15 protein-coding genes are annotated in these 24610 nt (G+C 72.5%); 5 read left to right on the forward strand and 10 right to left on the reverse strand.

The features are described from left to right. Positions 1-105 precede the first annotated feature (105 nt). From ACQP17_RS33615 to ACQP17_RS33625, 3 genes are all read right to left on the reverse strand, one after another. Entirely contained in the window at positions 106-9603 is a 9498-nt protein-coding gene (locus ACQP17_RS33615; RefSeq protein WP_433859699.1) for an Ig-like domain repeat protein, read from the reverse strand. Positions 9604-10030: 427 nt separating this feature from the next. After that, positions 10031-11014 (reverse strand): ACP S-malonyltransferase, encoded by a 984-nt coding sequence (locus ACQP17_RS33620; protein ID WP_433859700.1) that lies wholly within the window; start codon positions 11012-11014, stop codon positions 10031-10033. Continuing rightward, positions 11011-11412, reverse strand: coding sequence for a DUF6069 family protein (locus ACQP17_RS33625; protein ID WP_433859701.1), 402 nt, complete (start codon positions 11410-11412; stop codon positions 11011-11013). The genes ACQP17_RS33620 and ACQP17_RS33625 overlap by 4 nt, the downstream gene beginning before the upstream one ends. A gap of 322 nt (positions 11413-11734) precedes the next feature. On the opposite strand from ACQP17_RS33625, the gene ACQP17_RS33630 reads away from it, so the two are divergent. Genes ACQP17_RS33630 through mqnC form a run of 3 tightly spaced genes read left to right on the forward strand, consistent with a single transcriptional unit; the run spans position 11735 to position 14729 of the window. Beyond that, entirely contained in the window at positions 11735-12505 is a 771-nt protein-coding gene (locus ACQP17_RS33630) for a thioesterase II family protein (protein WP_364885137.1), read from the forward strand. Positions 12506-12553: 48 nt separating this feature from the next. Beyond that, complete coding sequence (locus ACQP17_RS33635) at positions 12554-13459, forward strand: menaquinone biosynthetic enzyme MqnA/MqnD family protein (protein WP_433859702.1); 906 nt, start codon at positions 12554-12556, stop codon at positions 13457-13459. 46 nt (positions 13460-13505) lie between these two features. Next, a complete protein-coding gene (gene mqnC, locus ACQP17_RS33640; RefSeq protein ID WP_433860079.1) occupies positions 13506-14729 on the forward strand; it encodes a cyclic dehypoxanthinyl futalosine synthase in 1224 nt (407 codons plus the stop codon). Between the two features lie 236 nt (positions 14730-14965). Here the strand turns inward: mqnC and ACQP17_RS33645 are convergent, their stop codons facing one another. The 3 genes from ACQP17_RS33645 to ACQP17_RS33655 all read right to left on the reverse strand — a co-directional run bounded on the left by ACQP17_RS33645 (position 14966) and on the right by ACQP17_RS33655 (position 17643). Next, entirely contained in the window at positions 14966-15271 is a 306-nt protein-coding gene (locus ACQP17_RS33645) for a ferredoxin (RefSeq protein ID WP_093488136.1), read from the reverse strand. A gap of 60 nt (positions 15272-15331) precedes the next feature. Continuing rightward, entirely contained in the window at positions 15332-16495 is a 1164-nt protein-coding gene (mqnE, locus tag ACQP17_RS33650) for an aminofutalosine synthase MqnE (RefSeq protein ID WP_433859703.1), read from the reverse strand. Positions 16496-16560: 65 nt separating this feature from the next. Beyond that, positions 16561-17643, reverse strand: coding sequence for an arylcarboxylate reductase (locus tag ACQP17_RS33655; protein WP_433859704.1), 1083 nt, complete (start codon positions 17641-17643; stop codon positions 16561-16563). A 244-nt stretch (positions 17644-17887) separates the two neighbouring features. Here ACQP17_RS33655 and ACQP17_RS33660 point away from each other — a divergent pair, with 244 nt between their 5' ends. After that, on the forward strand, positions 17888-18757 hold the full coding sequence (locus ACQP17_RS33660; protein ID WP_433859705.1) for a 1,4-dihydroxy-6-naphthoate synthase: 870 nt from the start codon (positions 17888-17890) through the stop codon (positions 18755-18757). Positions 18758-18799: 42 nt separating this feature from the next. Here the strand turns inward: ACQP17_RS33660 and ACQP17_RS33665 are convergent, their stop codons facing one another. After that, entirely contained in the window at positions 18800-19375 is a 576-nt protein-coding gene (locus ACQP17_RS33665) for a TetR/AcrR family transcriptional regulator (protein ID WP_433859706.1), read from the reverse strand. Between the two features lie 94 nt (positions 19376-19469). Here ACQP17_RS33665 and ACQP17_RS33670 point away from each other — a divergent pair, with 94 nt between their 5' ends. Further along, positions 19470-19916 carry an anthrone oxygenase family protein gene (locus ACQP17_RS33670; RefSeq protein ID WP_433859707.1) on the forward strand — a complete coding sequence of 149 codons (447 nt, stop codon included), beginning with the start codon at positions 19470-19472 and terminating at the stop codon, positions 19914-19916. A gap of 111 nt (positions 19917-20027) precedes the next feature. Here ACQP17_RS33670 and ACQP17_RS33675 read toward each other — a convergent pair whose 3' ends face one another. The 3 genes from ACQP17_RS33675 to ACQP17_RS33685 form a co-directional block, all read right to left on the reverse strand. Further along, entirely contained in the window at positions 20028-21095 is a 1068-nt protein-coding gene (locus ACQP17_RS33675) for a Gfo/Idh/MocA family protein (RefSeq protein ID WP_433859708.1), read from the reverse strand. Positions 21096-21219: 124 nt separating this feature from the next. After that, positions 21220-22437, reverse strand: coding sequence for a cytochrome P450 (locus tag ACQP17_RS33680; protein ID WP_433859709.1), 1218 nt, complete (start codon positions 22435-22437; stop codon positions 21220-21222). 532 nt (positions 22438-22969) lie between these two features. Next, entirely contained in the window at positions 22970-24559 is a 1590-nt protein-coding gene (locus tag ACQP17_RS33685; protein WP_433859710.1) for an acyl-CoA carboxylase subunit beta, read from the reverse strand. Positions 24560-24610: the final 51 nt, after the last annotated feature.

The following is a 24610-nucleotide window of genomic DNA, read 5'->3' on the forward strand; positions in this document are numbered from 1 at the left end:
GTGTTCCCGAATCGGGGAACTGTGGAACCGGGGGGCCCGCGAAACCCCGCCACTACGGACCCCGCGAACCCCCGCCCCGCACCCGCCCGGCTCCCCCCCCCGGCCTCACACGACCGTCTGCAGCGTGAGCCCCGTGGAGCCCGCGAAGCTGACGTCTCCGTTGTAGTTGCCGGTGACGGTGTAGATCCCCTTGGGCAGCGGATTGAAGGTCGCCGAGGCACTTCCGTTGACCAGCGCCACGGTCTGGGGAGTGCGCCCCGGGATGGCGAGGGTGACGGTTCCGCCGGGCGTCCCCGCCCCGGGGGCCACGGGAACCACGGTCGCGGTGACCGTCACCCGGTCACCCGTCGACGCGGGGTTCGGTGTGGAGACCACGGTCGTGAGGGTGGCGGCCTTGTTGACGGTCTGGGTGTCCGTTCCGCTCGACGTGGTGAAGCTGACCTCCCCGCCGTAGGTGGCCGTGACCGTGAACGGGCTCCCCGTAGTGGTGGTGTAGGTGTGGGTGACGGTCGCGACACCGCCGGAGAGCGTCGCCGCGACGGAGCTGGTGCCGTCGCCGAAGCTGAAGGTGACCTTGCCGGTCGGGGTGCCGCCCGCGGACGAGACGGTCGCCCGGAGCGTGACCGACTGGCCGACGACCGAGGGGTCCGGGGACGTGGTCACCGTGGTGGTCGTCGGGTTCTGGTTGACGGTGTGGGTGGCGGCGCCGCTGGACGTGGTGAAGCTGGTATCGCCGTTGTACCTGGCGGTGAGGGGGAACGGGCTGCCCGTCTTGGTGGTGTAGGTGTGGCTGACCGTGGCGATGCCGCCGGAGAGGGGCACGGTGGAGGAGCTGGTGCCGTCGCCGAAGGTGAAGGTGACAGTGCCGGTGGGAGTACCGGCCCCCGGGGCGAGCGCGGAGACGGCCGCGGTGACGGTGACCGCCTGGCCGGCCGCCGACGGGTCGGGTGTGGAGGACACGGCGGTGGCCGTCGCCGCCTTGTTGACGGTCTGGGTGTCGCTGCCACTGGAGGTGGTGAAGTTGGTCCCCCCGTTGTAGGTCGCGGTGAGGGGATAGGCGGTCGTCGAGGCGGCGGCGTAGGTGTGGGTGACGGTGGCGGTGCCGCCGGAGAGGGTGGCGGTGGTGGAGCCGGTGCCGTCCCCGAAGGAGAAGGTGACGGTGCCGGTGGGGGTGCCTGCTCCGGGGGCGACGGGGGCCACCGTCGCGGTGAGGGTGACCGGTTGGCCGGCGACGCTGGGATCGGGGGAGGAGACCAGCGCCGTGGTGGTGGCGGCCTTGTTGACGGTCTGGGTGTCCGAGCCGCTGGACGAGGTGTAGTTGGCGTCCCCGTTGTAGGTGGCGGCGAGGGGATAGGGGGTGGCCGACGTGGTGGTGTAGGTGTGGGTGACGGTGGCGGTGCCGCCGGAGAGGGTGGCGGTGGTGGAGCCGGTGCCGTCGCCGAACGAGAAGGTGACGGTGCCGGTGGGGGTGCCTGCTCCGGGGGCGACGGGGGCCACCGTCGCGGTGAGGGTGACGGACTGGCCCGCGACCGTGGGATCGGGGGAGGAGACCAGCGCCGTCGTGGTGGCCGCCTTGTTGACGGTCTGGGTGTTCGAGCCGTTGGACGGCGTGTAGTTGGCGTCGCCGTTGTAGGTGGCGGTGAGGGTGACGGGACCGCTGGAGGTGCTGGCGCGGGTGACGGTCGCCTGGCCGCCGGCCACCGGCGCGGTGACCGAGGGCGAGCCGTCGCCGAAGGAGAAGGTGACGGTGCCGGTCGGGGTGCCGGTCCCCGGTGCGACGGACGCCACCGTGGCGGTCACCGTCGTCGTCTGCCCGACGACCGTGGGATCGGGGGAGGAGACCACGGCCGTGGTGGTGGCGGCCTTGTTGACGGTCTGGGTGTCCGTCCCGCTGGACGGTGTGTAGTTGGCGTCGCCGTTGTAGGTGGCGGTGAGCGGGTAGGGGCTGCCGGCGGTGGCGGTGTAGGTGTGGGCGACGGTGGCCAGACCGCCGGCCACGGGAGCCGTGACCGGGGCCGTTCCGTCGCCGAAGTCGAAGGTGACCGTGCCCGTCGGGGTCCCGGAACCCGGGGCGGCGGACGCCACCGAGGCGGTGATCGTCATGGCCTGGCCGACGACCGTGGGATCGGGGGAGGAGACCACGGCCGTGGTGGTGGCGGCCTTGTTGACGGTCTGGGTGTCCGTCCCGCTCGACGACAGGAAACTCACGTCGCCGTCGTAGAGCGCGGTCACCGTGAGCGGCCCGCTCGCGCTCGTATAGGTGTGCGTGACCCTGGCCACGCCGCCGGACACGGGCGCCGACGTGGTCGGCGTGCCGTCGCCGAAGTCGAAGGTGACGGTGCCGGTCGGCACCCCGGCTCCCGGCGCGAGCGCCGCCACGGTCGCGGTGAGGGTCACCGGTTGGCCGGTCACCGACGGGTCCGGCGCGCTGGTCACCGTCGTGAGGGTCGACGCCGGGGCGACGGTGTGGAGGTCGGTGCCCGAGGAGGAGCTGAAGTTGGAGTCCCCGCTGTAGCGCGCGCTGACCGTGTAGGGGCTGCCCGCGGCACTCACATAGGTGTGGGTGACGGTCGCCACGCCGCCGGAGACCGGAGCGGTGATGGTCGCCGTGCCGTCGCCGAAGTCGAACGCCACCGTGCCGGTGGGCACTCCGGCGCCGGGCGGGGTCGGTGTCACGGTCGCGGTGAACGTCACCGGCTGGCCCGTCACCGTGGGGTCGGGGGAGGAGTCCACGGTGGTCGAGGTGGTGGCGGCGCCGGCCGACACGGTGTGCGGCGCGGTGACGGTGGCGGGGGCGAAGTCGGCGTCCCCGCTGTACGTCGCGGTGACCGCGTAGGGGGTGGCGGACGCGGTCGGGTAGGTGTGGGCGATGGTGGCGACCCCGGCGGAGACCGGCGCGGTGACCGGGGCGGTGCCGTCGCCGAAGTCGAAGGTGACGGTCCCGGTGGGGTCGCCGGCGCCCGGCGGGACGGCGGTGACCCGCGCGGTGAAGGTGACCTCCTGCCCGGCCACCGAAGGGTCGGGGGAGGAGACCAGGCTCAGGCCGGTGGTGCCCTGGCCGACGGTCTGGGTATCGGTGCCGGACGACGGGTTGAAGTCGGGGTCGCCGTTGTAGTCGGCGGTGATCGGGTACGGGCTGCCGGCGGTCCCGGCCCAGGCGTGCGTGACGGTGGCCGTGCCCGCCGAGACGGCGGCGGAGACGGCGGGGGTGCCGTCGCCGAAGGTGAAGGTGACGGTGCCGGTGGGGGAGCCGGCGCCCGGCGCGACCGCGGCCACGGTCGCGGTGAGCGTCACCGGCTGTCCCGGCACCGACGGGTCGGGGGAGGAGGCCACCGCGGTGGTGGTCGCGGCCGCGGTGACGGTCTTGGTGCCGGTGGCCTTGGAGGGCGTGAATCCCGCGTCCCCGCTGTAGGTGGCGGTGAGGGTGTAGGGGCTGCCGGAGGTGCTCGACCAGACGTGGCTGGCGGTAGCCGTGCCGTCCGTGACGGGCGCGGTGACGGGCGTGGTGCCGTCGCCGAAATCGAAGGTGACGGTGCCGGTGGGGGTGCCGGCTCCCGGCGCCTCCGCGGTGACCGTCGCGGTGACGGTCACCGGCTGGCCGGACACCGAGGGATCCGGCGAGGAGCTGACCACCGTCGTCGACACCGCGGGCAGCACGGTGTGGACCTCGGCCGCCACCGAGGCGAGGAAATCGGCGTCGCCGCTGTAGGTGGCGGTGACGGTGAACGGGCTGCCCGCCGCGGACGGGTAGGCGTGCACGGCGGTCGCCACACCGTCCGTCACGGGAGCGACGACCGGCGTGGTGCCGTCGCCGAAGTCGTAGGTCACCGTCCCGGTCGGCGTGCCGTCCCCGCCGCCGTCCGGTGCCACCCGTGCGAAGAACGTCACCGGCTGCCCGGTCACCGACGGCTCCGGGAGTCCGCTGACGGTGACAGCGGTGGTGGCCGGGGTGACGCTCTGGCTTCCGCTGCCGGTGGAGGGGGCGAAGTCGCCGTCGCCGCTGTAGGTGACGGTGAGGGTGTAGGGGCTGCCGGAGGTGCCCGGCCAGGCGTGGGTGGTGCTCGCCGTGCCGCCCGTGAGGGAGGCGGTGACGGCGGGGCTGCCGTCGCCGAAGTCGAAGGTGACGGTGCCCGTGGGGACGCCGTCCCCGGGCGCGTTGGCCGCGACGCCGGCCATGACGGTCACCACCTGGCCCGAGACCGACGGATCGGGCGAGGAGACGACGACGGTGGTGGTCCCGGCCACGGCGACGGTGTGGGTGCCCGTCCCGGTCGCGGGGCTGAAGTCGGCGTCCCCGCTGTAGGCGGCGGTCACCGTGTACGGGCTGCCGGCGGTGCCGGTCCAGGTGTGGGCCGCCGTCGCCACGCCGCCTGAGACCGGGGCGGTGACGGTCGCGCTGCCGTCGCCGAAGTCGAACGTGACGGTGCCGGTGGGGTTTCCGGCCCCGGGCGCCGCCGCCGCGACCGTCGCGGTCACCGTCACCGGCTGGCCCGTCACCGACGGATCGGGCGAGGCGGTGACCGTCGTGACGGACGGGGCCTGACCGACGGTCTGGGTGACGCCGCCGCCGGACGCGGTGAAGTCGGTGTCCCCGCTGTAGGCGGCGGTCACCGTGTACGGGCTGCCGGACGTGCCGGTGAAGGCGTGCTGCGCGGTGGCCACCCCGTCGACGACGGGCATCGCGACCGGCACCGTCCCGTCGCCGAAGTCGAACGTCACCGTGCCCGTCGGTGAACCGCCGCCCGCCACCGGCTTCACCGACGCGGTGAACGTGACCGGCTGGCCCACGACGGATGGGATCGGCGCGGCGGCCACCGTGGTGGTCGTGGCGTCCTGCAGCACCGTCTCGGTGGCGGTGACCACCGCGGAGGAGAAGTCATCGCTGCCGTTGTAGGTGGCGGTGATCGTGTACGGGCTGCCGGTCACGGAGGCGTAGGTGTGCGTGAGATGGAGCGCCCCGCCGGCCAGGGAATCCGTCACGGGAGCCGTGCCGTCGCCGAAGTCGACGGTGACCGTGCCGGTGGGTACTCCGGCCCCCGGCGGCACCGGGGTGGCCGTCGCGGTGAAGGTCACCGGCTCGCCCGCCACCGTGGGGTTGGGGCCGGTGCTGACCGCGAGGGTGACCGCGGACTGCAGCACGGTCTGGGTGGTGGTGCCCGTGGAGGCGGCGAAGTCGGCGTCGCCGCTGTACGCGGCGGTGAGCGTGAACGGGCTGTTGACGGTGGTGGTGTAGGCGTGGGTGACCGTCGCCAGACCCGCCACGGCGGGGGTGGTGACGGGCGGGGTGCCGTCCCCGAAGTCGAAGGTGACCGTGCCGGTCGGTGTGCCCGTCCCCGGGGAGACGGCCGCGAGGGACGCGGTGACGGTCACCGGCTGCCCGGCCGTGGACGGGTCCGGCGAGGAGAAGACGGCGGTGGTCGTCGTCGCCGCGTTCACGCTCTGGGTGGCGGTGTCGGTCGAACCGGTGAAGCCGGCATCGCCGTTGTAGGTGGCGGTGACGGTGTACGGGCTGCCGGACGTGCCGGTGTAGGCGTGGACGGCGGTCGCGATCCCGTCGGTGAGGGGTGCCCGGAGGGTCGGGCTCCCGTCGCCGAAGTCGAGGGTGACCGAACCCGTCGGGGTGCCGGCGCCCGCGTCGACCGCGGCGACGGTCGCGGTGAAGGTGACCGGCCCACCGGTCACGGAGGGGTCGGGCGAGGAGGTCAGCGTCGTCGAGGAGACGGCCTCGGAGACCGTCTGGGTGTCGAGGCCGGCCGAACCCGCGAAGTTGGTGTCGCCGTGGTAAACGGCGGTGACCGAGGCGGGTTGGGCCGCGGCGGTGTAGGTGTGGGTCGCCGTCGCCGTGCCTCCCGCCAGCGGGGCGGTGACCGGCGCGCTGTCGTCACCGAAGTCGAAGGTGACGGTGCCGGTGGGGGTGCCCGAGGCGGGCGGAACGGCCACGACCACCGCGGTGAAGGTCACCGACTCGCCGACGGTGGACGGGTCGGGCGCCGAACTCACCGTCGTCGACGTGGTCGACACGCTGCTGTCCACGCGCTGGGCGGCAGTCCCCAAGGAGGCCACGAAGTCGGGGTCCCCGCTGTACGAGGCGGTGACGGTGTAGGGGCTGCCCGCGGTGCTGGAGTAGGCGTGCACCGCCGTGGCCAGGCCGCCGGAGACCGGGGCGGTGACGGTCGCGCTGCCGTCGCCGAAGTCGAAGGTGACCGTGCCGGTCGGGTCACCGGCACCCGGGGGCACCGGCCGCACCCGCGCGATCAGCGTCACGCTCTGGCCCACCGCGGCGGGCTCCGCCGACGAGGTCACCACGGTGGTGGTCGCGGCCGGCGCGACGGTGTGCGAGATGGTGTCGTCGGACGGCGCGAAGTCGGCGTCCCCGCTGTAGTGTGCCGTGATCGGGTACGGGCTGCCGGCCGCGCTGGTGTAGGCGTGGATGACGGTGGCCGTGCCGTTCTCCAACTGCGCGGTGAGGACCGGCGAGCCGTCGCCGAAGTCGAAGACGGCCTGCCCCGTGGGGATGCCCGCTCCGGGTGCCTGGGGTGTCACGGTGACCGTCACCGCTTCGCCCGTCACGGACGGATCGGGCGCCGCGGTGACCGTGGTGAGCGTCGTGGCCGGCTCGACGCTGTGCAGGTCGGTGCCGGAGGAGGGCAGGAAGTTGGTGTCCCCGCTGTAGGTGAGGGTGACCGGATAGGGGCTGGCCGCCGCGCTGGTGTAGGCGTGGGTGGTGGCGGCGGCCCCGTCGGTGAGGGGCAGGGTGACGGGTGGGGTGCCGTCGCCGAAGTCGAAGGTGACCGTTCCGGTCGGGGTGCCCGCGGCGGGCGGGACGGCCGAGACCACCGCGGCGAAGGTCACCGCCTGGCCGGTCACCGAGGGGGAGGGATTGGCACTCAGCGCCGTGCTCGACACGGCCTGGGTGACCACCTGCGTGTCCGCCCCCGCCGAGGGGTTGAAGTTGCCGTCGCCGCCGTAGGCGGCCGTGACCGTGTACGGGCTGTCCGCCACACCGGAGTTGGTGTGGGTGACCGTCGCCGTGCCGCCCTCGACCGGTGCCGTGACCGGCGGGCTGCCGTCGCCGAAGTCGAAGGTCACCGTCCCCGTCGGGGCACCGGTCGCCGGCGCCTCCGGGGTGATCTTCGCGACGAATGTCGTCGACTGCCCGATGGTGGACGGGTCGGGTGCCGAGTCCAGGCTGAGGGTGGTGTCGGCGGACTGGACGGTCTGGTCGTCGGTGCCCGTGGAGGGGGTGACGTTGGTGTCGCCGTTGTAGGTGGCGGTGACGGTGTAGGGGCTGCCGGCGGTGTCGGTGTAGGTGTGGGTGGTGGCGGTGCTGCCGGCGGTGAGGAGCGCGGTGGTGGTGGGGCTGCCGTCGCCGAAGTCGAAGGTGACGGTGCCGGTGGGGGTGCCCGATCCGGGCGGGAGTGTGGCGACCGTGGCGGTGAAGGTGACCTGCTGGCCGACGGCGGAGGGGTCGGGGACGGAGGTCACGGTGGTGGCGGAGGAGGCCTGTCCCACGGTCTGCAGGGCGGTGCTCGTGGCGGCGCTGATGTCGGCGTCGCCGCTGTAGGTGACGGTGACGGTGTAGGGGGTGGCGGCGGTGTCGGTGTAGGTGTGGGTGGCGTCGGCGGTGCCGTCGGTGAGGGGCAGGGTGACGGGTGGGGTGCCGTCGCCGAAGTCGAAGGTGACGGTGCCGGTGGGGGTGCCCGATCCGGGCGGGAGTGTGGTGACCGTGGCGGTGAAGGTGACCTCTTGGCCGACGGTGGAGGAGCCGGGGGCGGAACTCACCGCGAGAGCCGAGGAGGCCTGTCCCACGGTCTGGCTGCCCGTGCCCGTGGAGGCGCTGAAACTGTCGTCGCCGTGGTAGGTGGCGGTGATCGTGTACGGGCTGCCGGCGGCGCCGAAGGCGTGGGTGGCGTCGGCGGTGCCGTCGGTCAGGGGCAGGGTGACGGGTGGGGTGCCGTCGCCGAAGTCGAAGGTGACCGTGCCGGTCGGGGCGCCCGCGCCGGGTGGGAGGGAGGTGACCGACGCGGTGACGGTGACCGGCTGCCCGGCCACGGAGGAGGTCGGTGAAACGCTCACCGCGGTGGCGGTCGCCGCCTGTTGGACGGTCTGGGAGTCGGTGCCCGTGGACGTGGTGAAGTTGTCGTCGCCGTCGTACGTGGCGGTGACCGGGTAGGGGCTCTCGGCGGCCGTCGCGTAGGCATGGGTCACCGACGCCGCGCCGCCCGACACCGGCAGGGTGACCTGGGGGGCGCCGTCGCCGAAGTCGAAGGTCACAGTGCCGGTCGGCACCCCGGCCCCCGGAGCGGTGGGAGCGACCCGCGCGACAAAGGTGACCAGCTGTCCGGCCTGCGACGGGTCGGGGGTGGAGGTCAGCGTGGTGGTGGTCGGCGACGCCGCGACGACCTGGGTGTCCGCGCCGGAGGACGCGGTGAAGAAGAGGTCGCCGCTGTAGGCGGCGGTGACGGCGTAGGGCGTGCCCGACGGCCCGGTGTAGGCGTGGCTGACCGTGGCCGTGCCGTCCGTGACGGCCGCCGTCACGGGGGCGGTGTCGTCGCCGAAGTCGAAGGTGACGGTGCCGGTCGGGGTGCCCGTCGTCGGCGGGACGGCCGTCACGGCGGCGGTGAAGGTGACCGGCTGGCCGACGAGCGCGGGGTCGGGGTCGGAGGTGACCTCCGTCGTCGAGGGCGCCATGTAGTCGAACGCGGCGGGCACCGTCATACTGCCCCCGGGAGTGGTGACGGTGATATCGGCGGGACCGGGTGCCCCCGCGGGCGTCACCGCGACGAGGAGGGTGTCGGAGTACGCGCGGAAGGACGCCGCGGGCAGCCCGCCGATGGTGACGCCGGTGACGCCCGCCAGACCCGTGCCGGTCAGGACGATGGTGCTGCCGCCGGCGATCGGCCCGGTGGCCGGGCTGACCCCCGTGACCGACGGGGCGGCCGCATAGGTGTAGAGCAGACGGTTGCTCACCCCGCCGATGCCGGCGACGTACACCGGGACGCTGCCCGGCCCCGTGACCGGGGGAGCGGTCACCAGCAGCTGCGCGTCGGAGACCACCAGGGGGAACGCCACGGCGTCGCCGAAGTGCACCAGCAGCGCGGTGCTCAGATTGGCGCCGCGGAGCGTGACGACGTTGCCGCCGCCGACCGGCCCCGCGGCCGGGATCACTCCCGACAGGCTGGGCCAGTACTGGTAGTAGAAGGAGCCGACGCGGGCGGTGCCCCCGGGGGTGGTGACCGTGACCGGAGCCGACCCGCTGCCCGAGGGGGTCACCGCCACGATGGTCCGGTCGTCGAGGACGGCGAAGCTCGCGGCCGGACGCGGGCCGAAGTACACGGCGGTGGCATGGCTGAAGTGGCTGCCGATGATCGTCACCAGGGTCCCGCCGGCGTAGGAACCCTGGTTCGGGAACACCCCGGAGAACTGGTTGAGGCCATCGGTCGCGCCACGGGCATCGCGGGCGCCCGGCACGGCCGCGGCGAGGGAGAACGAGTGGCCGGGAGCGCCGACCATCCGACCGGTGACCGGATCGATGACGGCGACGCACTGCCCGTCGCCGTCCCTGACGAGGAGGAGCCCGCCCGGGCCGTAGGGGGTCAGCATGAAACTGCCCCGATACGTGCGACGTGTGCAAAGGCCGCACCGGCGGGGGAAGTTCCCGCGCGCGGCACCGGCAGCGGGGGGACGTACACAGGGCTGACGGGACGGACAGCGTGCATAACGGCTCCAGACCAGCTCGCGCGCCTGCCGCAGCACGCCGCGGACGCACGCGTGTCGACAGGGCCGGTACCTGCTCGTCCTCCACGAAGGAGCGCTGGGGCGCAGCGTCGGCACGCTGAGGATCCGAAACGGGCCACACGCCTTCACTCCCCCGGGAAGCATGGGCGGCCCACCGGAATCGGACGGTCTCAGTAACCCATCACGGTGAGGCCGGGGCAACGTTCCGGGACCCGGCTCACCCGAAAGGCCGAGCCTGAACCCGGGGCCGTTTCACGCCCCTTGGGGCGGCGGCGGCCACCGCGGCGAAGGCCTACACCCAGTGCGGCACGGCGCGCCCCGCCGGCGACATCTCCACCCCGAATTCGAGGATCGCCGAGATCGCCTGGGCGATGTCGGCCGGGGACTCCACCGGCACGACCGGGAACGGGAAACGGAGCAGGTTCCTGGGCAGCGACGGTCCCAGGACGAGCCCGAGCCGGGTGCCGTGCGCGACCATCTCACCGGTGAGTGCGTCGAGTTCGGCCGGCCGCACCACGTTCCGCACGAAGAGCTCGCCGACCTCGTCCGCCGTCCGCACGGTCCTCGCCTCCAGCGCGGAGCACAGCGGCACCGCCGGCGCGGTGAACGGCAGCCCGCGCACCAGCCGCCGCATCTCGGCCTGCGCCTGCCCGCCGAGCGGACTGTGCACCGTGACGCGGCTGCTCGCGCTGATCCGCACGGCGCCCCGCGGGGCCTCGGCGGCCAGCCGCGCCAGCGCCGCGCCGTCCCCGGTCAAGAGCACCACCCGGTACGTCCCGCTGGTGTCCCGGCCCAGGAAGCCGCCGCACCGCACGGCACCACCCACCGCGCCGCGGTACCACTCGGGGTCCGCGCCGGCCGGCAGGAAGGCCAGCGCGAGCGCCCCCGCACGATCCGGGCCCTCGGCGCCGCCGGTGCCGGCCAGCGTCCGGATCAGCGCCTCGCGCGGCAGCGCGCCCGCCAGCGCGGACGCCACCATCGTCCCGATGCCCAGACCGCCCAGCACACCGGGCCGGATCTTGTGCACCGCGAGCACGTCGTGGATCCCGAGCATCGCCGTCGCCAGCGCCAGTCGGCCGATCAGGGCACGCTCGTGCGGCCCGGCCCGGGAACGGTCCCGGCCGAGCAGCCGCCCGGCGTCCACGCCCGTCCACTCGGCGACCTTGCGGTACCGGTGGCGCAGCACCGGAGAACTGTCGTGGAACGCGGCCGGCCCGGCCGGGTCGAAGGCATCGAGATCGGTACCGCAGAGGAACGCGAGACCCGCGTGCGTCATCGCCGGACGGCCGTGCGGGCCAGCGCCGGCACCAGGACCGCGGCCGCGACCAGATGCATGCACAGCAGCGCCACCTTGGCCCCGGTCGTCACCCCGCTCTGCAACGGCGCGATCAGCGACAGGGCCAGCACCACGACCGCGATGACCGTCCACACCCGGCGCGCCCGCGGGGTGAGGCGCTCCAGCAGCGCGAGCAGCGCCCAGGCGGCCAGTCCGGCGACGAGGCCGGCGACGACGACCGTGGCCGGTCCGATGTGCTGGAGCGCGGCGCCGGGCTTCATCCGCACATCGAGCTTCACGTCCAGGAGCACCGCGGCGATCACCCACACCACGAGCGTGGCGGCGGCGGTCCCGAGGACGGCCAGAATCCGGGCGGACCGTGGTGATCTCGTGGTCATGATGAACCAACCTCCTGAAGGCGGACGTACAGGACCTGGCACGGCGGCGCAGCGGGGGCCGAACCGCTGTCGTTCCTCGGGCAGCTCACGCTGCACCGTGAGGCTAGGCCCGCGGCGCGGTGCAGCGCCACCGGTCCGGTTCCCCCGCCCCCGAGAACCGGGGAAACGCCCAGACTTCCGCCGTATCGGGCCGGTAGACCTTGTGCTGGTGGTCCGGCCCCACTGGATAGTGGCCGCAGTAAGTGCTTCCCGATCCGCTCGGGACGAGGGTGCCGGCCGCGGCGCGGCCGGGCCGGTCCACAGGAAAGGACGGATCACCACGATGAGTTCCCCCCTTGCGGACGACGGCCTGTGGTGCCGGCGGTTCCACCCGGCCCCGGACGCGGGCCGGCGCCTGGTGTGCTTCCCGCACGCCGGCGGTTCCGCGAGCTTCTACCACCCCGTCTCGGCCGCGCTCAGCCCCGGCGTGGACGTGCTCGCCGTGCAGTACCCGGGACGGCAGGACCGCCGCCACGAGCCGGCCGTCGACGACATCGGGCTCCTGGCGGACCGGATCGCCGAGGCGCTGGGCGCCTGGACCGACCGGCCGCTGACCTTCTTCGGCCACAGCATGGGCGCGCTGGTGGCCTTCGAGGTGGCACGGCGGCTGGAGCGCGACGGGGACGGCCCCGTGCGGCTGTTCGCCTCGGGCCGCCGGGCGCCGTCCGCCTACCGTGACGAGCAGGTCCACCGGCGCGACGACGACGGCATCGTCGCCGAGCTGCGGGCGCTGAGCGGCACCGACTCCCGGGTCCTCGACGACGAGGAGATGCTGCGGATGGTGCTGCCCGCGCTGCGCAGCGACTACAAGGCCGTGGAGACCTACCGCAGCGAGCCCGGGGCCGTCGTGCGCTGCCCCGTCACCGTGCTGGTCGGCGACGACGACCCCAAGACGTCCCTCGCCGAGGCCCGGTCCTGGGACGCGCACACCGCCGGCGCGTGCGACCTGCAGGTCTTCCCCGGCGGGCACTTCTACCTGGCCGACCGACCGAAAGAGGTGATGGACGTGCTCCGCGACCACTTCACCTCCACCGCCCTTCCCCACCATGCGTAGGTGCCGCCCCGCTGCCCCCGACCGAGCCCCCCTGGAGCCCTGACAGCCATGCCTGAACCGCTACTCACCGCGTCGGCCACGCCCGCACCGCGCACCGGGCGACGGCCCAGGGTCGGTCACATCGACTTCCTCAACTGCCTGCCGCTGTTCTGGGGGCTGGCCAAAAGCGGCAGCCTGCTCGACATGGACCTGCGCAAGGACAGCCCGGACGGGCTGAACGACGCACTCGTCGCGGGCACCCTGGACATGGGCCCGATCAGCCTCCTGGAATTCCTCAAGCACGCCGACGAACTGGTGGCGCTGCCGGGCATCGCCGTGGGCAGCGACGGTCCCGTGGAGTCCTGCCTCATCGTCAGCCAGGTCCCGCTGGCGGAGCTGGACGGCGCACCCGTCGCCCTCGGCTCCACCAGCCGGACCTCGGTCCGCCTCGCCGAGCTGCTGCTCGCCGAGTCGGTCGGGGTCCGGCCCGAATACTTCGTCTGCCCTCCCGACCTCACGGCGATGATGCAGCGGGCGCGGGCGGCCGTCGTCATCGGTGACGCCGCGCTGCGCGCCTCCCTGCACGACGCGCCCCGGCTCGGCCTCCAGGTGCACGACCTGGGCCGGATGTGGCGCGAGTGGACCGGACTGCCCTTCGTCTTCGCCGTCTTCGCCGCCCGCAAGGACTTCCTCGCCAGGGAGCCCGAGACCGTGCGCCGCGTCCACGCCGACCTGCTGGCCTCCCGCGATCTGTCCCTCGCCGAGGTCAAGGAGGTCTGCGAACAGGCCGCCCGGTGGGAGGCGTTCGACGCCCGGACGCTGGAGCACTACTACACCACCGCCCTCGACTTCAGCCTCGGCGAGCGCCAGCTCGCCGGAATCGCGGAATTCGCCCGCCGGGTCGGCGGCGGACAGGCCGGCTTCCCGCCGGATGTCCACGTCGAGCTCCTGGGCGCCGAAGCGATCAGCACGTGACATGACCGGCAACGAGCCCGAAAACACCCCCGGAAAGGCCGTCGACATGCCCCGACCGTCCGAAGCCACCGACCGTGGCCTGCAGTCCGTACTGGACCGTGCCGCCGAGGGCGGCAGGGTGACCCCCGAAGAGGCGCTGGACCTCTACCGCCACGCCCCGCTGCATGCGCTGGGCTCGGCGGCCGACACCATCCGCCGCCGTCGCTACGCGGGCACCGAGCACATTGCCACGTACATCATCGAGCGCAACATCAACTACACCAATGTGTGTGTGACGGCGTGCAAGTTCTGCGCCTTCTACGCCGCGCCGAAGGACACCGACAAGGGCTGGACCCGCGATCTCGACGACATCCTGCGCCGCTGCGCGGAGACCGTCGAACTCGGCGGCACCCAGATCATGTTCCAGGGCGGCCACCACCCGGACTACGGCGTCGAGTACTACGAAGAGCACTTCTCCGCGATCAAGAAGGCGTACCCCGAGCTGGTCATCCACTCGCTCGGCGCCTCCGAGGTCGAGCACATGGCACGGATCTCGCAGGTGTCCGTCGAGGAGGCGATCTCGCGGATCCACGCCGCGGGGCTCGACTCCTTCGCGGGCGCCGGCGCCGAGCTGCTGCCGGCCCGGGCCCGTACGGCCATCGCGCCGCTGAAGGAGTCCGGCGAGCGCTGGCTGGAGATCATGGAGGTGGCGCACGGGCTCGGTGTGGAGTCGACCTCGACGATGCTGATGGGCACCGGTGAGACCAACGCCGAGCGCATCGAGCACATCCGGATGATCCGCGACGTCCAGGATCGCACCGGCGGTTTCCGCGCCTTCATCCCGTACACCTACCAGCCCGAGAACAACAAGCTGAAGGGCCAGACCCAGGCGACGGTCTTCGAGTACCTGCGGATGCTCGCCATCGCCCGGATCTTCCTGGACAACGTTCCGCACATCCAGGGCTCGTGGCTGACCGTCGGCAAGGAGGCCGGTCAGCTCGCCCTGCACTACGGTGCGGACGACCTCGGCTCGGTGATGCTGGAGGAGAACGTGGTCTCCTCCGCCGGTGCCAAGCACCGCTCCAACCGCATGGAGCTGCTCCAGCTGATCCGCTCGGCCGACCGGGTCCCGGCCCAGCGCGCCACCACCTACGAGCACCTCGTCGTGCACGACGACCCGGCGAACGACCCGGTCGACGACCACGTCGTCTCCCACCTGTCCTCCACCGCCCTCGACGGCCCGGACCAGGCGCGCAGCCACCCCGAGCTGAAGGTGATCGGGGCGAGCTGACCGCCTCCTGACGCGGGCCGCGCAGGACCGCGGCCCCTCCCGCACGGTGACCGGATCGGAGTGCCGATCCGGTCACCGTCGTGCTGTCCCGGGCCGGGCGCACGGCGCGGGGAAGGTCCGCAGCGTCCTCCCGGCCGAGCCGGAGGACCGGCGCACGCCGACGGGCCGGTTCCCGAAGCGGGTGTCTTCGGGAACCGGCCCGTCGCGCTGCGTGTCCTGCGGCCCGCCGGCCGGGGTCAGGCCGACTCGGCCTCCGGGCCGTAGACCTCCACCTCGTCCTTGACGCGCCGTACGTGGATGCACTCGCCCGGGCACTCCTTGGCCGAGTCCGCGACATCCCGGATCAGATCCAGCGGCAGCGGCACGGTCGCCCGGGGCGCCTGGCGCAGCTCGTCGTCCTCACCCTTCACATAGGCGAGGCCGTCGATGTCCAGCTCGAAGACCTCCGGCGCGTACTCCACGCAGATGCCGTCTCCGGTGCACAGGTCCTGGTCGATCCAGACCTCGAGTTCGTCGTTGTTCACGTTCACGTTGGTGGACATACCGCCTGCCTGCCGATCGTGGTCTTGGTCTGTGGTTTCGGGCGCTCGGGCCGACGGGCTTCAGACCCGCATGGGCTGCGGCGACTCGCGGCGCTCGGGGTCCGGGCCGGGGTACTCGCGGATCGTCTCATACCGGGTGTTGCGCTCGACGGGGCGGAAGCCGGCGTCGCGGATCAGGTCGAGGATGTCCTCACGGGTCAGCTTGTCCGGTGTGCCGTAGTTGTCCGCGTCATGGGTGATCTTGTACTCGACCACCGAACCGTCCATGTCGTCCGCGCCGTGGTTCAGGGCCAGTTGCGCGGTCGAGACGCCGTGCATGACCCAGAAGACCTTGACGTGCGGGACGTTGTCGAACAGCAGCCGGGAGACCGCGAAGGTCTTCAGGGCCTCGGCGCCCGACGCCATGGTGGTCCGGGCCTGGAGCTTGTTGCGGACCTTGCCGTCCTGCATGTCCACGAAGTCATGCTGGTAGCGCAGCGGGATGAAGACCTGGAAGCCGCCGGTCTCGTCCTGCAGCTCCCGCAGTCGCAGCACGTGGTCGACGCGGTGGCGGGGCTCCTCGATGTGCCCGTAGAGCATCGTCGAGGGGGTCTTCAGGCCCTTCTCGTGGGCCAGGCGGTGGATGCGCGACCAGTCCTCCCAGTGGGTGCGGTGGTCGACGATGTGCTGCCGCACCTCCCAGTCGAAGATCTCCGCGCCGCCGCCGGTCAGCGACTCCAGACCGGCGTCGATCAGCTCGTCGAGGATCTCCGAGGCGCTCAGCCCCGAGATGGTCTCGAAGTGGTGGATCTCGGTGGCGGTGAAGGCCTTCAGGGAGACGTCCGGGAGGGCTTCCTTGAGGGCCTTGAGGGAGCGCGGGTAGTAGCGCCACGGCAGGGTCGGGTGCAGACCGTTGACGATGTGCAGCTCGGTGAGGTTCTCGCCCTCCATCGCCTTGGCCAGGCGGACGGCCTCCTCGATCCGCATCGTGTACGCGTCCTGCTCACCCGGCTTGCGCTGGAAGGAGCAGTAGGCGCACGAGGCGGTGCACACATTCGTCATGTTCAGATGGCGGTTCACATTGAAGTGGACGACATCGCCGTTCTTGCGCGTCCGTACCTCATGGGCCAGCCCGCCCAGCCAGGCCAGGTCGTCGCACCCGTAGAGCGCGATCCCGTCCTCACGGGACAGCCGCTCTCCCGCATAGACCTTCTCCTCCAGCTCACGCTTGAGTCCTGCGTCCATCCCCAACTACCTTCCTGAGTGCTTGACTTGGCAAAGAGTGCGCTTGGTCGCTGCGGGCATCGTCGTCAGTAGATTCCTTCGGGCGCGGCCCGGGAGACCTGCAGCGGCTGGACGTTCGCCACCCCGTCGCAGGGCCAGTCGGCCGAGGTGCGGTACCGCGCGGCCTGGTCGCGTTCGAGGATGTGGGGCAGGAAGAGATCCTCGTGCAACACCGTGAGCCTGACCTGGCCCACCTCTCCGTAGCCCACCGTCCGCGCCGGATCGTTCCTGTCGACGACGGCCATGGTGACCTGCGGGTAGTGCGGGACGTACGGAAGGACGTCGCCGTTCTGCTCCGCGGGCAGGCCCATGGCGCACCCGAAGGTGTTGCCGTAGGCCGTCCCGATCCGGCCGCCGTCGAGCGCCGCGGCGAACTCCCGGTACATCGCTGGCACGATCTGCGTGCCGCCGAGTCCGACGCCGTCGAGCCGCCCGACGAGTTCCGGCCGCCGCCGCACCAGCACCTGGAACAGCGCGGGTGTGGTCTCCAGGTAGTCGATCCGGCGGCTGCTCATGAGGTCCGTGATCTGGTCGACGACATGATCGACATAGTGGTTGACCTCGGCCAGCCGGCAGCCCCGGATGAGCTGCTTGATCCAGCGCGGGTCGAGGTCGACGCCGTAGACCACCGACGCGTGGAGATGCGCGATCTGCGCGGCGCCCTCGCCCACCACATGCGGCCCGCCCGGGGTGGCGTACACCCAGCTGCGGCCCGCTGCGAAACCGGCCGTGACCAGGCCGAACCGGCGCCAGAGGGAGTGGTGGTCGAGCATCGGCCCGGTGTAGAAGACATGGCACGGCCTGCCGGTGGTGCCGCCCGAGTCGAAGACCCGGCCCGACAGCGGACGCGGCACGGCCTGCGGTACCAGATCGACGGGGTCGAGGTCCCGCAGCTCGGCGAGGGTGAAATGGCCGAACGCCGACAGCTCGGCGTAGCGCGTGATGTCGAACGGGTCGAAGTCCAGCGTGTCACGGCGCTTGAGCCAGTAGGGGCTCCCGGTGTCCGGAGCGAAGTGACGGCGTACGACATGCCGGGTCCACGCGTCGAGATCCATGGACAGCCAGCGCCCCATGGCGGAGGTGTCCAGTGGTGCGGTGGTCGGCAGCATCGCCGTTCCTTTCCTGCCGGGAAGGCCGCAGTCGCGCGCGGATCGTGCGGGAGCCGGGCTGCCGCCCGCGTCGTGCGGCCGGACCGGCACCGGGGTGACGGTCCGGTGCGGCAACACCGGCGGCCCCTCTCATACTCGCCGAGGCCACTCTGGGGAATTCCCCATACCCACAACGGCTTTCCTGGGAGGGACGGCGCCGGAGTTCCGGGCCGGCAGCCCGAGACAACCCCGGCGGAGGGGACCCATGGCCCAGCGGCTGACGCTCGCCCACTCACCGTGCCCGAACGACACCTTCACCTTCCATGCCTGGTCCCACGGCCTGGTCCCGGGAGCCCCGGGACTCACGGTGACCCTCGCGGACATCGACGTCACCAACGGCCTCGCCGAACGCGGCGCCGGGGACCTGCTGAAGATCTCCTACGCGGCCCTGCCCTACGTGCTCGACGAGTACGCGCTGCTGCCCTGCGGCGGTGCGCTGGGCCACGGGTGCGGGCCGCTGGTACTCACCCGGCCCGAGGACGGCCCGGCCGGCCCGGAGCGGCTGGCGGGGCGCAGCGTCGCGGTGCCCGGCGTGCGCTCGACCGCGTATCTGCTGTTCCGCCTGTGGGCGGCGCGGGCGGTGCCGGGCGGAGTGGGGGACATCGTGGTGATGCCCTTCCACGAGATCATGCCCGCGGTCCGGGACGGCGTGGTCGACGCGGGCCTGGTCATCCACGAGGCCCGCTTCACCTATCAGCGCTACGGGCTGCACCGCCTCGCCGACATGGGCGAGGAGTGGGAGTCCGACAGCGGCCGCCCGATCCCGCTCGGCGCGATCGTCGCCCGGCGGGACCTGGGGGAGGAGCAGCTGCGGGCGGTGGCCCGCGCCGTCGCCGACTCCGTCCGCCTCGCCTGGCAGGACCCCGCGGCGTCCCGGCCCTACGTCCTGGAACATGCCCAGGAGATGGCGCCGGACGTGATCGAGCAGCACATCGGGCTGTATGTGAACGACTACACCGAGGCCCTCGGCGAGGACGGCTACGCGGCCGTGCGGGAGCTGCTCGGCCGCGCCGCCGCCGAGGACCTCGTGCCGTCCGTCGCTCCGGGCGCGCTGGACTTCCCGGGCGCCGGCTAGACGCTGACCGGCCGCGGGGCCGGGGCCGCCCGAAGTGAGCGGTCAGCGGGAAACGAAACGGTCCACCAGCAGCGCGAGGCGGTCGGACACCCGCTCCGCGGGCAGCCGCCCGGCGCGGGTGAGGGTGACCAGCCCGTGCAGCGCCGCCCAGAACGCCTCGACGAACAGCCCGGGTTCATCGGGCTGCGCGTGCTCGGCGAGAGGGTCCCGCAACGCCGCGAACGCGTCCTGCAGCGGCGCCGGCGTGCTCTCCTCGGCGAAGGGGAGACCGTTGTCGAGGCTGAACATCGCGTCGTACAGCGCGGGGTTGTCCGTGGCGAAGCCGGTGTAGGCACGAGCCAGCGCGGCCACCCTCGCACGGCCGGCGGGCCCCTTCGCCGCGGCGGCGCGCAGCGCGTAGGTCAGCTCGGCGAACCCCTCCAGCGCGACGGCCCCCAGGATCTCCTTCTTGCCCCGGAAGTGGCTGTAGAGCACGGGCTGGCTGTACTCGATCCGGTCGGCGAGCCGGCGGGTGGTGACCGCGTCCCAACCGTCGCTCTCGGCGAGTTCGCGGGCGGTGGAGACGATCAGCTGGTGGCGGTGGGCCCGCTCGCGTTCCTTGCGTTCACGTACCGACATGCGCTGATTCTAGCACTGCTAGACAATCGAGCGGTGGCATGTCTAGCATTGACTCAATACCTAGCGACGCTAGGTCCGGTCCTTGGGAGGGGACATGCACAACGCACTGGGTGTCACCGCGGTCGTCGTGGTCGGGCTGATGGTGGGCGTGGAGTTCGCGGTGGCGGTGTTCGTCAACCCGATCCTCGACCGGCTTCCGAACGACGGAGGGGTTCAGGCCCGCAGTGACGGCGCGCGCGTCCTCGGCCGGATCATGCCGTTCTGGTACATCGGTTCCGTCGTTCTCGGGTCGCTCTGGGCCGCGGTGGGGTGGGGTGGTGCCGGTGCCCCGCTCGTCGCAGCGGGCACCGCGCTGCTCGTGCTGAGCGTGCTGATGTCGGTCCTGCTGCTGGTGCCGATCAACAAGCGGGTGGCGACCTGGTCGCACGAGGGCGTACCCGCGGACTGGAAGCAGCAGGTGGGCCGGTGGGACCGGCTGCACTACGGGCGCGTGGGCATCATCGTGTGCGCCTTCGCGCTGTTCGCCGTCGCACTCGCCTGAACGCTTCGGCAGCGCTTCGGGCACGCTTCGGGAACCAGGGCGCCGGCCGGGAGGCGGTGCCCGGACCGCCGGCCCCGCCGGTCCGGGCACCGCCTCCCGGCCTGCCGTTCGCTACCCGTCGACGGTGACCCGGACGGCCTGCGCGCGGACCGCGTCGACGAGTTCCATCATGGCGACCGCGTCCTGCCGCCACCGGGTCTCCGCGGGGGAGGCCGCGGCGCCGCCGGCGGCCACGGCCGCCGCGAACCCCGTCAGCGACCGGTCCAGCTGATCGGCCGCCGGGAGCGTGAACTTCTCGACGTGGTCCTGTTCCTCCAGCACCAACTCCGGCCGGTACCCCGCCGGCGGGGTGAACGCCCGGTCCACGAAGACCCGCGCCCCCGCGCCCCACAGGGAGTACGACGACCCGTAGGTGTGCTCGAAGCCGAACTCGACGCTCGCCGGCACACCGGACGGCGACACCAGCAGCGCCTGGCCCGACAGATCCAGCCCGTCGGACCGCCGCACCCGCGCCGTGGCGCCCGCCACCCGCAGCCCGGGACCCAGCAGCATCGCGGCGGCCCGCAGCGGATAGACCCCCGCGTCCAGCAGCGCACCGCCGCCGAGTTCGGGCACGTACCGGATGTCCTGCTCGGGCAGCGGCGGGAAGCAGAACGCGCCGCGGAACGCGCGCAGCCCCCCGAGCCGCCCCTGGGCGATCATCGCCGCGACCGCCTCGTGCTGCGGATGGTGCAGGAACATGAAGTTCTCCCGCAGCACCAGATCACGGTCCTCGGCCAGCTCCACCACGCTGCGGGCCTCGGCCGCCGTCGTGGCGATCGGCTTCTCGACCAGGACGTGCTTGCCCGCGTGCAGCGCCCGGGCCGCCCACTCGCCGTGCAGCGACGGCGGCAGGGAGATGTAGACGGCGTCGATGTCCTCGCGCTCCAGGAGCCCTTCCATGGTGGCCGCGGCGCAGCCGAAGCGGTCGGCGAACCGCCGGGTCCGCTCCGGGCTGCGGCCGGCCACCGCGACGAGAGCGGTCTGCGGGCAGCCGGTCATCGCCGGGAGCACCCGCCGCCCTCCGAAGGACGAGGTGCCCAGCGCGCCGAAGCGCACCGGCCCCGCGCCGCCGGACTCGGGGGCCGGCCCGGCGGGCGCGGACAGCTGGTGTGGGGGAGTGGTGCGCTGAGCGGGCACGGAGTCATCCAATGGAGGTCCTCGGGGGCGGAGGCGGGGCCGTCTGCCCCACCCCGGTGAACGGTGGGCGGCCCTTCGGCCACGAAACGCCGGCCCTGCCGCGACGGCCGGGCCCCGGGGGGAGTCAGCCCCAGGTCACCGGCAGTTCGAACACGCCGTAGTGCATCGCGGTCTCCCGCAGCGGCACCTGGTCCGCGGGCACCGCGAGCCGCAGATCCGGGAAGCGGTCGAACAGCTTCTGGAAGCCGATGCGCAGCGACGCCCTCGCGAGGTGCTGGCCCAGGCACTGGTGGATCCCGAAGCCGAACGCCAGATGCCGGCGCGAGGGGCGGTCGATGTCGAACTCGTCGGCGTTCTCGAAGTACCGCGGATCACGGTTGGCCGACGGCAGCGAGAGCACCACCGTCTGCCCGGCCTTGATGGTCCGGCCGCCGATCTCCACGTCCTCCAGCGCCACCCGGCTCGCCCCGAAGTGAGAGATCGTCAGATAGCGCAGCAGCTCCTCGACGGTGTTCTCCATCAGCTCCGGCCGCTCGCGCACCTTCGCCAGCTGCTCGGGGTGCTCCAACAGTGCGAAGGTACCCAGCGCGAACATGTTGGGAGTGGTGTCGAGCGCCCCGCCGATCGCGATCCAGGCGATGTTGAACATCTCCTGTTCGGTCAGCTCGCCGGTCGCGATGAGCTGTCCGAGCAGGTCGTCCCCCGGCTCGCCCGCGAAGCGCTCGGCCATCATCCGCTCGAGCGTCGCGTTCAGCTCGGTGTTGTGGTGGATGAACTCCTCAAGCGTGTAGTCGATCCGCATGATGACCGAGAAGTGCTCGGCCAGAGCTGTCAGATCGCTCTCCGAGACCCCCATGATGGAGCAGGTCGACCGGGCGGGGATCTTCTCCGCGAAGACCTTCACCAGGTCCACCGGAGGCTCCATCTCGGCCATCTCGTCGAGCACACCGTCGATGATCCGCTCCAGCGTGGGCTCGTACTGCTGGATCTTGCGCACGGTGAAGAACCCGGTCAGCAGCCGCCGGTAGCGGGTGTGCTCGGGAGCGTCCATCCGCACGAAGTTGCCCGGCGCCGACGGCTCGGGGGCGTACTCCTCGACGGGGAACGGCGGCGAGTGCACCAGCGCCAGCAGCTCGCTGCGGTGGCTGAAGCGGGCGTCGGTCATGATCTGGCGGATGTGATCGTGCCGGGTGATCAGCCAGCCGTCCTTCTCGCGCGGCGACAGCTCGAAGGCCACCGGGCTGATCGGGTTCTCCTCGCGCAGCTGCGCGTACTCGGCCGCCGGATCGAAAGGGCAGGTGCGCTTGTACGGGATCACCGGCGCTTTCGGCTCGTAAACCATGACTCCTCCGTTGCTGTTGGTGGCCACTGGGGCGCCGCGTGCGGAGCCCGTGTGCGGCGTGCGGCCGCACCGGGTACGACGGGCGGCCGTCGCAGACCGAAGACAGTGGTCCGGTTCGGGAAGCGGGACAGCTCGCCGGCGTGCACCACGGGGCGGGCGGCGGCCGGACGGGCGTACGGTCGAGGGCGGGTCCGCACTACGCCGTGCGTGGGTGGCGCCCCGGGGCCGTGGTGGATCCCATGGCGACTCCCCTTTCGGTGTGGCCCGAGCCCGATGACAGCCACAGCCCAGCACGGACCGGTCACAGGGAGCCAGTCCGGTGGGGGAACTCTAGGGAATTGCCGGTCGGGGACGGCGCGCGCGAGGACACCGTGCGGGTGCCGTCCGGGCGGGTGCGGCGGGCGTGTGCCGGCGCCCCGGAGAAAGCCTCCCGGCGGAGGGAGCGAACATCCGCGACAAGGCGCCGCACGGCCACCACGAGGCGCCGTACGCCCCCTGTCGGCCGTCGCAATGAAGGAACGCGCCACTTGCCCTACTGGGGAGGATTGCCGTGCTTGCGCGGCGGCAGATCGGCCTGCTTGGTCTGCAGCATCGCGAAGGAACGGATCAACACCGCCCGCGTCTCGACCGGGTCGATGACATCGTCCACCAGCCCGCGCTCGGCGGCGTAATACGGGTGCATCAGCTCGGACCGGTACTCCTTGACCATCCGGGAGCGCATCGCCTCGGGATCGTCGGCTTCCGCGATCTCCTTGCGGAAGATGACATTGGCAGCCCCCTCGGCGCCCATCACCGCGATCTCGTTCGTCGGCCAGGCGAAGGACAGGTCCGCGCCCACCGAGCGGGAGTCCATGACGATGTAGGCGCCGCCGTAGGCCTTCCGCAGGATCAGCTGGATACGGGGGACGGTGGCATTGCAGTACGCGTACAGCAGTTTGGCGCCGTGGCGGATGATGCCGCCGTGCTCCTGACCGACGCCGGGCAGGAACCCGGGCACGTCCAGCAGCGTCAGCAGCGGGATGTTGAACGCGTCGCAGTGCTGGACGAAGCGGGCCGCCTTTTCCGAGGCGTGCACGTCCAGCACACCGGCCAGCGACCGCGGCTGGTTCGCGACGACGCCGACGACCTCCCCGCCGAGCCGGACCAGGGCGCACACCACGTTCGTCGCCCAGCGCTCCTGGACCTCCAGGAACTCGCCGTCATCGGCGAGCTCCTCGATGACCTCGCACACGTCGTACGGCTTCTTGCCGTCCGCCGGGACCAGGTCCAGCAGCCGGTCGCAGCGGCGGTCGACCGGGTCGGCGGTGGGCTCGGCGGGCGGCCGCTCCCGGTTGTTGCCGGGCAGCAGCGACAGCAGATAGCGCACGTCGTCGAGGCAGCTGGGCTCGTCGTCGTACGCGAAGTGGGCGACGCCGGAGAGCTCGGAGTGCACATCGGCGCCGCCGAGCCCGTTCTGGGTGATCTTCTCGCCGGTCACGGCCCGGACCACATCGGGGCCGGTGATGAACATCTGGGAGGTGTCCCGGACCATGAAGACGAAGTCGGTGAGGGCGGGGGAGTAGGCGGCGCCGCCCGCGCACGGGCCGAGCATCACCGAGATCTGCGGGATGACGCCCGAGGCGCGGGTGTTGCGGTGGAAGATGCCGCCGTAGCCGGCCAGCGCCACCACCCCCTCCTGGATGCGGGCGCCGGCGCCGTCGTTGAGGGAGACCAGCGGGGCGCCGGCCGACAGCGCCATGTCCATGATCTTGTGGATCTTGGCGGCGTGGGACTCGCCCAGCGCACCCCCGAAGATCCGGAAGTCGTGGGCGTAGACGAACACCGTCCGGCCGTGCACCCGCCCCCACCCGGTGACCACCCCGTCCGTGTAGGGCCGGCGGGCCTCCAGTCCGAACCCGCTGGCACGGTGCCGGCGCAGCGGCTCGACCTCGGTGAAGGAACCCTCGTCCAGCAGCAGCGCGATCCGCTCCCGCGCGGTCAGCTTGCCCTTGTCGTGCTGCACCCGCGTCGCACGCTCCCCGGGCCCGCTGCGGGCCTGCTCGTGCAGGGCGTGGAGTTCGGCCACCCGCCCCCGGGCATCGTGCGGTTCACGCTCGGCGGGGCTCTTCTCGTGGTAGGTCATCGGCAGCGAATCCACCTCTCCACATCGGCGCTTGCCCGCGGGTCCCCGGGC

It is taken from the genome of Streptomyces kronopolitis (genome assembly GCF_050953795.1).
Classification (GTDB): domain Bacteria; phylum Actinomycetota; class Actinomycetes; order Streptomycetales; family Streptomycetaceae; genus Streptomyces; species Streptomyces kronopolitis_A.